This window comes from Citrobacter sp. (assembly GCF_050252275.1).
Classification (GTDB): domain Bacteria; phylum Pseudomonadota; class Gammaproteobacteria; order Enterobacterales; family Enterobacteriaceae; genus Citrobacter_A; species Citrobacter_A amalonaticus.
Genome location: NZ_JBFWLF010000158.1, coordinates 1 through 10,370 on the forward strand (window position 1 = coordinate 1; position 10,370 = coordinate 10,370).

At 51.2% G+C, this 10,370-nt stretch carries 8 protein-coding genes; 7 read left to right on the forward strand and 1 reads right to left on the reverse strand.

Annotated features, from left to right (window positions below):
• Nucleotides 1-161 precede the first annotated feature (161 nt).
• Nucleotides 162-722, forward strand: a complete 561-nt coding sequence (gene tdk, locus AB7E14_RS14120) for a thymidine kinase (protein WP_428169614.1) — start codon at nt 162-164, stop codon at nt 720-722.
• Nucleotides 723-853: 131 nt separating this feature from the next.
• On the opposite strand, the gene adhE is transcribed toward tdk, so the two are convergent.
• Nucleotides 854-3,529: a bifunctional acetaldehyde-CoA/alcohol dehydrogenase gene (gene adhE, locus AB7E14_RS14125; protein WP_043000504.1), complete on the reverse strand. Its 2,676-nt coding sequence runs from the start codon at nt 3,527-3,529 to the stop codon at nt 854-856.
• A 476-nt stretch (nt 3,530-4,005) separates the two neighbouring features.
• Between adhE and ychE the strand changes: the two genes are divergently transcribed.
• From ychE to AB7E14_RS14155, 6 genes are all read left to right on the forward strand, one after another.
• Nucleotides 4,006-4,653 carry an NAAT family transporter YchE gene (gene ychE, locus AB7E14_RS14130; protein ID WP_043000505.1) on the forward strand — a complete coding sequence of 216 codons (648 nt, stop codon included), beginning with the start codon at nt 4,006-4,008 and terminating at the stop codon, nt 4,651-4,653.
• Nucleotides 4,654-5,389: 736 nt separating this feature from the next.
• Complete coding sequence (gene oppA / locus AB7E14_RS14135; RefSeq protein WP_043000506.1) at nt 5,390-7,018, forward strand: oligopeptide ABC transporter substrate-binding protein OppA; 1,629 nt, start codon at nt 5,390-5,392, stop codon at nt 7,016-7,018.
• A 119-nt stretch (nt 7,019-7,137) separates the two neighbouring features.
• Entirely contained in the window at nt 7,138-8,058 is a 921-nt protein-coding gene (gene oppB / locus AB7E14_RS14140; protein WP_043000507.1) for an oligopeptide ABC transporter permease OppB, read from the forward strand.
• 14 nt (nt 8,059-8,072) lie between these two features.
• Nucleotides 8,073-8,981, forward strand: coding sequence for an oligopeptide ABC transporter permease OppC (oppC, locus tag AB7E14_RS14145; RefSeq protein ID WP_043000508.1), 909 nt, complete (start codon nt 8,073-8,075; stop codon nt 8,979-8,981).
• 11 nt (nt 8,982-8,992) lie between these two features.
• Nucleotides 8,993-10,006 (forward strand): murein tripeptide/oligopeptide ABC transporter ATP-binding protein OppD, encoded by a 1,014-nt coding sequence (gene oppD, locus AB7E14_RS14150; protein ID WP_043000509.1) that lies wholly within the window; start codon nt 8,993-8,995, stop codon nt 10,004-10,006.
• On the forward strand, nt 10,003-10,370 hold a 368-nt coding region (locus AB7E14_RS14155; RefSeq protein WP_428169613.1), incomplete at its 3' end, for an ATP-binding cassette domain-containing protein. The genes oppD and AB7E14_RS14155, both read left to right, overlap by 4 nt.

Sequence of the window (10,370 nt, forward strand, 5' to 3'; positions counted from 1 at the left end):
GCGGAGGATATAGCCAACGAGAACAGAACCTGGCACCGATAACGATTGAAATTATGCTACACTGCGCCCCGTCTTTATTTCACTTTGGTGAGGGTCTGTAGCCGATGGCACAGCTATATTTCTACTTTTCAGCAATGTATGGAGGTTAGTCGACAGCCTTACTGCAATCTTCATACAATTACCAGGAACGCGGGATGCGTACTGTCGTATATACCGCGGAAATAGACGATCGTTATGGTGCGGGGAAAGTAAGTTCGCGTATCGGGTTGTCTTCTCCCGCCAAATTGTTTAACCAGAATTCATCGTTGTATGAAGAGATTGCAGCCGATAATGCGCGTCAACCTATTCATTGCGTGTTGGTGGATGAATGTCAGTTTTTAACCCGGCAGCAGGTTTATGAATTATCGGAAGTTGTTGATCAACTGGATATTCCGGTGTTGTGCTACGGATTACGCACTGATTTTCGCGGTGAACTGTTTGTGGGTAGCCAATACCTGTTGGCGTGGTCAGATAAGCTGGTGGAATTAAAAACAATCTGCTTCTGCGGGCGTAAAGCAAGTATGGTGTTGCGTCTTGATCAGGCGGGCAGACCCTATAATGAAGGCGAGCAGGTGGTTATTGGCGGCAACGAGCGGTATGTCTCGGTCTGTCGTAAGCATTATAAGGAAGCGCTGGAGGAGGGCTCTCTGACGGCGATACAGGAACGCCATAGCCATGACTAATCTTTACCTACTGATAAACGCTTAGCGACGCGCTGAACCGTTTACAGACCCGACCGTGGTGCACGGATTTCGGGGACAAAAAAAGCGGCCTCAACAGAGGCCGCTTTTACGTTGTAACAGTTCAGCGAGAATTACGCAGATTTCTTCGCTTTTTTCTCTGCTTTCGGAGCAGCGGCAACTTCTTTCGCCGCTGGGGTGCCTTCAGAGAACTCACGACCGTAGAAGGTATCCAGCAGGATCTGTTTCAGTTCGGAGATCAGCGGGTAGCGCGGGTTAGCGCCGGTGCACTGGTCATCGAATGCATCTTCAGACAGCTTGTCAACGTGAGCCAGGAAGTCAGCTTCCTGAACGCCTGCTTCACGGATTGACTTCGGAATACCCAGTTCAGCTTTCAGGCTTTCCAGCCATGCCAGCAGTTTCTCAATCTTCGCAGCAGTACGGTCGCCCGGAGCGCTCAGACCCAGATGGTCTGCGATCTCAGCATAACGACGGCGTGCCTGCGGACGGTCATACTGGCTGAAGGCAGTCTGTTTGGTCGGGTTGTCGTTCGCGTTGTAGCGAATAACGTTGCTGATCAACAGGGCGTTCGCCAGACCATGCGGAATGTGGAACTGTGAGCCCAGTTTGTGCGCCATGGAGTGACACACACCGAGGAAGGCGTTCGCAAACGCGATACCGGCGATAGTGGCTGCACTGTGAACACGTTCACGGGCGACCGGGTTTTTAGACCCTTCGTTGTAAGACGCCGGCAGGTTTTCTTTCAGCAGTTTCAGCGCTTGCAGTGCCTGACCATCAGAGAACTCAGAAGCCAGTACGGAAACGTAAGCTTCCAGGGCGTGAGTGACGGCATCCAGACCACCGAAGGCACACAGGGACTTCGGCATGTCCATGACCAGGTTAGCATCGACAATTGCCATATCCGGGGTCAGGGCGTAGTCAGCCAGCGGGTATTTCTGACCGGTCGCATCGTCAGTAACAACCGCAAACGGAGTTACTTCAGAACCGGTACCAGAAGTGGTGGTGACCGCAATCATTTTCGCTTTGACACCCATTTTCGGGAACTTGTAGATACGTTTACGGATGTCCATAAAGCGCAACGCCAGTTCTTCGAAGTGAGTTTCCGGATGTTCGTACATCACCCACATGATTTTCGCGGCGTCCATCGGGGAACCGCCACCCAGCGCAATGATCACGTCAGGTTTGAAGGAATTTGCCAGCTCTGCACCTTTACGGACAACAGAGAGCGTCGGGTCCGCTTCCACTTCAAAGAACACTTCAGTTTCAACGCCAGCCGCTTTCAGCACAGAGGTGATCTGGTCTGCATAACCGTTGTTGAACAGGAAGCGGTCAGTCACGATGAGCGCACGTTTGTGGCCATCAGTAATCACTTCATCCAGCGCGATTGGCAGTGAGCCACGGCGGAAGTAGATAGATTTCGGAAGTTTGTGCCACAACATGTTTTCAGCTCGCTTAGCAACGGTTTTCTTGTTGATCAGGTGTTTCGGACCAACGTTTTCAGAGATGGAGTTACCACCCCAGGAACCACAACCCAGAGTCAGGGAAGGTGCGAGTTTGAAGTTATACAGGTCACCGATACCACCCTGAGATGCCGGGGTGTTGATCAGGATACGTGCGGTTTTCATCATCTGACCGAAGTAAGCCACGCGCTCCGGCTGGTTGTCCTGGTCGGTGTACAGGCAAGAGGTATGACCGATACCGCCCATCGCCACCAGTTTCTCCGCTTTAATGACCGCGTCTTCAAAATCTTTCGCACGGTACATCGCCAGCGTCGGGGACAGTTTTTCGTGAGCGAACGGTTCGCTCTCATCAACCACTTTCACTTCACCGATCAGGATCTTAGTGGTTTCTGGCACAGTGAAACCAGCCAGTTCAGCGATTTTGTACGCAGGCTGACCTACGATAGCGGCGTTCAGCGCGCCATTTTTCAGGATCACGTCCTGAACCGCTTTCAGTTCTTTGCCTTGCAGCATGTAGCCGCCGTGGCTGGCGAAACGTTCGCGAACGGCATCGTAAACGGAATCAACCACAACAACAGACTGTTCAGAAGCACAGATAACGCCGTTGTCGAAGGTTTTGGACATCAGTACAGAGGCGACTGCACGTTTGATATCAGCGGTTTCATCAATAACCACTGGCGTGTTACCTGCGCCCACACCGATAGCGGGTTTACCGGAGCTGTATGCGGCTTTAACCATGCCCGGACCACCGGTCGCCAGAATCAGGTTGATATCCGGGTGGTGCATCAGTGCGTTAGACAGTTCAACGGAAGGTTGATCGATCCAGCCAATCAGATCTTTCGGCGCACCGGCAGCGATAGCAGCCTGCAGCACGATATCGGCCGCTTTGTTGGTAGCATCTTTTGCACGCGGATGCGGAGAGAAGATGATCGCGTTACGGGTTTTCAGGCTAATCAGAGACTTAAAGATTGCCGTAGAGGTTGGGTTAGTGGTTGGTACGATACCGCAGATGATACCAATTGGTTCAGCAATGGTGATAGTCCCGAAGGTGTCGTCTTCAGACAGCACGCCGCAGGTTTTTTCATCTTTGTAAGCGTTATAGATGTATTCAGAAGCAAAGTGGTTTTTAATCACTTTATCTTCGACGATACCCATACCGGATTCGGCAACGGCCATCTTCGCGAGAGGAATTCGAGCATCTGCAGCAGCCAGAGCGGCGGCGCGGAAGATTTTATCAACTTGTTCTTGAGTGAAACTGGCATATTCACGCTGGGCTTTTTTGACGCGCTCGACGAGTGCGTTAAGTTCAGCGACATTAGTAACAGCCATAATGCTCTCCTGATAATGTTAAACTTTTTTAGTAAATCATCTGCTCGATACGTGAGTATAGACAGCGGGCGTTAGTTTGTATAACAGCCAGAAAATCAATTGGTTACTTAACGTTCAGTTTGCTCTGATTTACTAAAAGAGCTTATGCGTCAGCGTCATCTAACTCTAACGCGTTACTTCCAGGTGGCGTAAGCAAGGTTACTCACTTCTGAGTAGCGATTACGTGATCTGGATCAAGATTTAGCAAAGCTGACACCTTTCAGCAGGCCGTTTTAGCCCTAAACGCTAAGTGTTGTGTAATTGTAGTGGTGAATGGGTCTCAAATTATCATAATTAAAACATATTAGTAACACTCAGGAATGGTAGCAATTTTACGTTTGCCCTGGTGAAATGTGCTGTGAAAAGGCGTATCTTCAGCACGGTTTTTACCCGGTTATTTTAACTTACTTTATACGGCTAACGCTTCGGAGCTAACCGTGATCCAAACGCTGTTTGATTTTCCTGTTTATTTTAAATTTTTCATCGGGTTGTTCGCGTTAGTGAACCCGGTTGGGATTATTCCTGTCTTCATCAGTATGACCAGCTACCAGACAGCGGCGGCGCGCAACAAAACGAACCTCACTGCTAACCTGTCCGTTGCGATCATTCTGTGGACCTCGCTATTCCTCGGCGATGGCATTCTGCAACTGTTCGGTATCTCAATTGATTCGTTTCGTATCGCCGGCGGGATCCTTGTGGTCACCATTGCGATGTCGATGATTAGCGGCAAACTGGGTGAGGATAAGCAGAACAAGCAGGAAAAATCAGAAACGGCGATCCGTGAAAGTGTAGGTGTGGTTCCCCTGGCGCTGCCGCTGATGGCAGGCCCCGGCGCGATCAGTTCAACCATTGTGTGGGGAACGCGTTATCACAGTGTGATGTACCTGCTTGGCTTCTTTGTGGCGATTGCGCTTTTTGCCCTGTGCTGTTGGGGACTTTTCCGCATGGCACCGTGGCTGGTGCGTGTTCTGGGCCAAACGGGTATTAACGTGATTACCCGAATTATGGGGCTACTCTTAATGGCGTTGGGCATCGAGTTTATTGTCACCGGTATTAAGGCCATATTTCCAGGGCTTTTAAGCTGATTCGCTTTCAGATGAAATATCCCACGGAGCTGTTCACGGCTCCGTCTTTTTTATTGTCCCATCTCGTCACCTTTCTTACTTTCAGTCCCGCTTACCGGGAATCACTGATGCCTCTGTCGGTATTAAGTCCCTTGATTTAACAGTCTTTTTAGTCCCTTTGCGAGGCTCTGCATTGTTATTTTGCTCACATCACAATCCGGGGCTTGCTGAAGGATAATTGAGATGATATTAGTTAATTCAATGAACTTGCAGAGTAATGTGCTAAAAAATAATCAATTGTTAAATTTTTGTATATTTATCCGCCTGTTGCAAAGCTCAAGGGTCTCAGACGAATGGTGTATCACTAATTGATTGATTGCTAAGCGATTGTTGTTATTTTTCCTGTTTCGGAACGTTCCACCGGAACGCAATTTTTTCTCTAAAAGAGAATTGCTTAACAAATCTGTAAATTGTATTGGCGGTTAATAAATGCTTTTGTTACTTTCCGACAGTTCATATTGCAGCGGATTGCTCGTTGATGAGAATAAATATCAACAAAGCAGTTTAACCACTATTCATGCGCCCCCTGACAGGGGAGGTGCATAACGAATCGACGTAAGGTGATCAAACGAATCGCCAGAATAAATAAAGTCGGTGATAGCAGGCAGTAAACGACCTGGTAGCTGATCAGAGATCCCTGACGGGATTAACAGGCTGGTGATAAAACCAGTAATTATAATGACGGAGTACAAACACAATGACCAACACGAAGAAAAGTTTAGTGGCGGCAGGAATTTTAACTGCGCTCATCGCCGGAAATGTCGCGACAGCTGCCGTCGTCCCCGCAGGTGTGCAACTGGCGGAAAAGCAGACGCTGGTGCGAAATAATGGTTCGGAAGTTCAGTCTCTCGATCCGCATAAAATCGAAGGGGTGCCGGAATCCAATATCAGCCGCGATCTGTTTGAAGGTTTAATCATCAGTGACGTCGACGGTAAACCGTCTCCGGGCGTGGCTGAGAAATGGGAAAATAAAGATTTTAAAGTCTGGACATTCCATCTGCGCAAAGATGCAAAATGGTCTGATGGCTCACCGGTGACGGCCCACGATTTTGTTTACAGCTGGCAACGTCTGGCGAATCCGAATACCGCATCCCCGTACGCCAGTTATCTGCAGTATGGTCATATTGTCAATATTGATGACATCGTTGCCGGCAAGAAGCCGCCAACCGATCTTGGCGTTAAAGCCATTGATGATAATACCTTTGAAGTGACCCTCAGCGAGCCTGTACCTTATTTCTACAAACTGCTGGTGCACTCATCCGTTTCCCCGGTTCCTAAAGCCGCCGTTGAAAAATACGGTGAGAAGTGGACTCAGCCAGCCAATATCATCACCAACGGTGCGTATAAGCTGAAAGACTGGGTGGTTAACGAGCATATCGTGCTTGAGCGCAATCCTAATTACTGGGACAACGCCAAGACGGTCATTAATCAGGTGACGTACCTGCCGATCGCATCAGAGGTGACAGACGTTAACCGTTACCGCAGCGGTGAAATCGACATGACCTATAACAACATGCCGATTGAACTGTTCCAGAAGCTGAAAAAAGAGATCCCGAACGAAGTTCACGTTGACCCGTATCTGTGTACCTACTATTACGAAATCAATAACCAGAAAGCACCGTTTACGGATGTCCGCGTGCGTACCGCGCTTAAGCTGGCGCTGGACCGCGATATTATCGTTAATAAAGTGAAAAACCAGGGCGACCTGCCGGCATACAGCTTCACGCCTCCGTATACTGACGGCGCAAAACTGGCTGAACCAGAATGGTTTGGCTGGACGCAGGAAAAACGTAACGAAGAAGCGAAAAAATTACTGGCCGAAGCCGGATATACCGCTGATAAACCGTTGACCTTCAACCTGCTGTATAACACGTCCGATCTGCACAAAAAACTGGCTATCGCCGCGGCGTCCATCTGGAAGAAAAACTTAGGTGTGAACGTCAAGCTGGAAAACCAGGAATGGAAGACCTTCCTCGATACGCGTCATCAGGGCAACTATGATGTTTCTCGTGCGGCCTGGTGTGCGGATTACAACGAACCGACCTCCTTCCTGAACATGGTGCTGTCTGACAGCTCAAACAACACGACGCATTATAAGAGCCCGGCGTTTGACAAGATCCTTGCCGATGCGCTGAAAGCAACGAATGAAGAGCAGCGTACTGAGCTTTACGGCAAAGCCGAGCAGCAGCTTGATAAAGATTCTGCGATTGTGCCGGTGTTCTACTACGTCAACGCCCGTCTGGTGAAACCGTGGGTGGGGGGTTATACCGGTAAAGACCCGATGGATAATATCCACGTCAAAGATTTGTATATTATCAAGCATTAATGGCAAAGGGTGGGGCAGCAGACGTTGCCCCACAGTGTCTTTTTTCGTCGACTCTCAACACCTCTCATTAGTGGTTCTGCGTGAAGAGGTGTAAAGGCACACGCCAGAAGGTACGGGCAATGTTGAAATTTATTCTACGCCGCTGTCTGGAAGCAATTCCGACGCTGTTTATTCTTATTACCATTTCGTTCTTTATGATGCGTCTTGCGCCGGGAAGCCCCTTCACCGGCGAACGCGCGCTGCCGGCAGAAGTTCTGGCAAACATTGAAGCGAAATACCATCTTAACGACCCTATCATGACCCAGTATTTCAGCTATCTGAAGCAACTGGCGCACGGTGATTTCGGTCCTTCTTTTAAATACAAAGATTATACGGTTAACGACCTGGTCGCTTCGAGTTTTCCGGTATCGGCGAAACTGGGCCTTGCCGCCTTTTTTCTGGCCGTGATCCTCGGGGTGAGCGCTGGCGTAATTGCCGCGTTGAAGCAAAACACGCGATGGGACTATGCGGTCATGGGGGTGGCGATGACCGGGGTGGTCATACCGAGCTTTGTGGTCGCGCCTCTGCTGGTCATGATATTTGCGATCACCCTCAAATGGTTGCCGGGTGGCGGCTGGAACGGCGGGGCGCTGAAATTTATGATCCTGCCGATGGTGGCGTTATCACTGGCCTATATTGCCAGTATTGCGCGTATCACCCGTGGCTCAATGATTGAAGTGCTGCACTCAAACTTCATTCGCACCGCGCGAGCGAAAGGGCTGCCGATGCGCCGTATTATTTTCCGCCATGCGTTGAAACCGGCGTTACTCCCGGTACTCTCCTATATGGGACCGGCATTTGTCGGGATTATCACAGGTTCAATGGTCATTGAGACAATCTATGGTTTGCCGGGGATTGGTCAGCTGTTTGTTAACGGCGCGCTGAACCGCGATTACTCGCTGGTTCTCAGTCTGACGATCCTCGTGGGGACATTGACCATTGTCTTTAATGCGATTGTTGACGTGCTCTATGCCGTCATCGACCCGAAAATTCGTTACTGATACTGGAGCTCGCGATGATGTTAGGTAAGAAAAACAGCGAAGCGCTGGAGAATTTCAGTGAGAAGCTGGAGGTCGAGGGGCGCAGCCTGTGGCAGGATGCTCGCCGTCGTTTTATGCATAACCGCGCTGCGGTTGCCAGTCTGATTGTATTGGTGGTGATTGCGCTGTTCGTGACGCTGGCACCGATGCTGTCGCAGTTCACCTACTTCGATACTGACTGGGGCATGATGTCCAGCGCGCCGGATAGCGAGTCTGGTCACTATTTTGGTACCGACTCATCTGGACGCGACCTGTTGGTGCGCGTGGCGATTGGCGGGCGGATCTCGCTGATGGTCGGCATCGCGGCCGCGCTCGTTGCGGTGGTAGTGGGGACGCTGTACGGCTCGCTTTCAGGCTATCTGGGCGGCAAAATCGACTCGGTGATGATGCGCCTGCTGGAAATCCTCAACTCCTTCCCGTTTATGTTCTTCGTTATCCTGCTGGTCACCTTCTTCGGGCAAAACATTCTGCTGATTTTTGTGGCGATCGGGATGGTTTCCTGGCTGGATATGGCGCGTATTGTGCGCGGGCAGACCCTGAGCCTGAAGCGGAAAGAATTTATTGAAGCCGCGCAGGTGGGCGGCGTGTCGACAGGTAACATCGTCCTACGCCATATTGTGCCTAACGTGCTGGGCGTGGTGGTGGTGTACGCCTCCTTGCTGGTGCCAAGCATGATCCTGTTCGAATCCTTCCTCAGCTTCCTGGGGCTGGGGACGCAGGAGCCGCTGAGCAGTTGGGGCGCGTTGCTGAGCGATGGCGCCAACTCGATGGAAGTGTCGCCGTGGCTACTGCTGTTCCCGGCCGCTTTTCTGGTGGTGACGTTGTTCTGTTTTAACTTTATTGGCGATGGCTTGCGTGATGCCCTCGACCCGAAAGACCGTTAAGGAGTGCAGCCATGAGCGTAATTGAAACTGCAGGCGTGCCGTTCGCGCAGCAAAGGGCTAACGCACTGCTGGACGTAAAAGATCTTCGTGTGACGTTCAGTACCCCGGACGGTGATGTCACCGCAGTGAATGATTTGAACTTTACACTGCGCGCCGGAGAAACCCTCGGCATCGTCGGTGAGTCTGGTTCAGGTAAATCACAGACCGCGTTTGCGTTAATGGGGCTGCTGGCCGCGAATGGCCGGATTGGTGGCTCGGCGACGTTCAGCGGCCGCGAGATCCTCAATCTGCCGGAGCACGAACTGAATAAGCTGCGCGCAGAGCAAATCTCGATGATTTTTCAGGACCCGATGACCTCGCTGAATCCCTACATGCGTGTCGGGGAGCAACTGATGGAAGTGCTGATGCTGCATAAAAGCATGAGCAAAGCGGAGGCGTTTGAAGAGTCGGTCAGAATGCTGGATGCGGTCAAAATGCCGGAAGCGCGTAAGCGGATGAAAATGTTCCCGCATGAATTTTCCGGCGGTATGCGTCAGCGCGTGATGATCGCAATGGCGCTGCTGTGCCGGCCGAAGTTACTGATTGCCGACGAACCGACGACCGCGCTGGATGTTACCGTGCAGGCGCAAATCATGACGCTTCTCAATGAACTGAAGCGTGAATTCAACACCGCCATCATCATGATTACCCACGATCTTGGGGTGGTGGCCGGGATTTGCGACAAAGTGCTGGTGATGTATGCCGGGCGGACGATGGAATACGGTAATGCCCGCGATGTTTTTTATCAGCCCGTTCATCCTTATTCGATTGGTCTTCTCAATGCGGTGCCGCGCCTGGATGGCGAAGGTGACGAGATGCTGACGATTCCGGGGAACCCGCCCAACTTACTGCGTCTGCCGAAAGGCTGTCCGTTCCAGCCGCGCTGTCCGCATGCGATGGAGATTTGTAGCACCACTCCGCCGCTGGAGGAGTTTAGTCCAGGACGCCTGCGCGCCTGCTTTAAACCGGTGGAGGATCTGGCATGAACGCTGTAGATGAAAAACGTAAAGTCCTCCTGGAAATCGCCGATCTGAAGGTGCATTTCGACATTAAAGATGGCAAGCAGTGGTTCTGGCAGCCCTCAAAAACGCTGAAGGCGGTCGATGGCGTGACGCTGCGGCTGTATGAAGGAGAGACGCTGGGGGTCGTTGGCGAATCCGGCTGCGGGAAATCGACCTTTGCCCGGGCCATTATCGGGCTGGTAAAAGCGACCGATGGTCGGGTGGCATGGTTGGGTAAAGACCTGCTGGGGATGAACCCCGATGAATGGCGGGACGTTCGCAGTGATATTCAGATGATTTTCCAGGATCCGCTGGCATCGCTGAACCCTCGCATGACCATTGGTGAAAT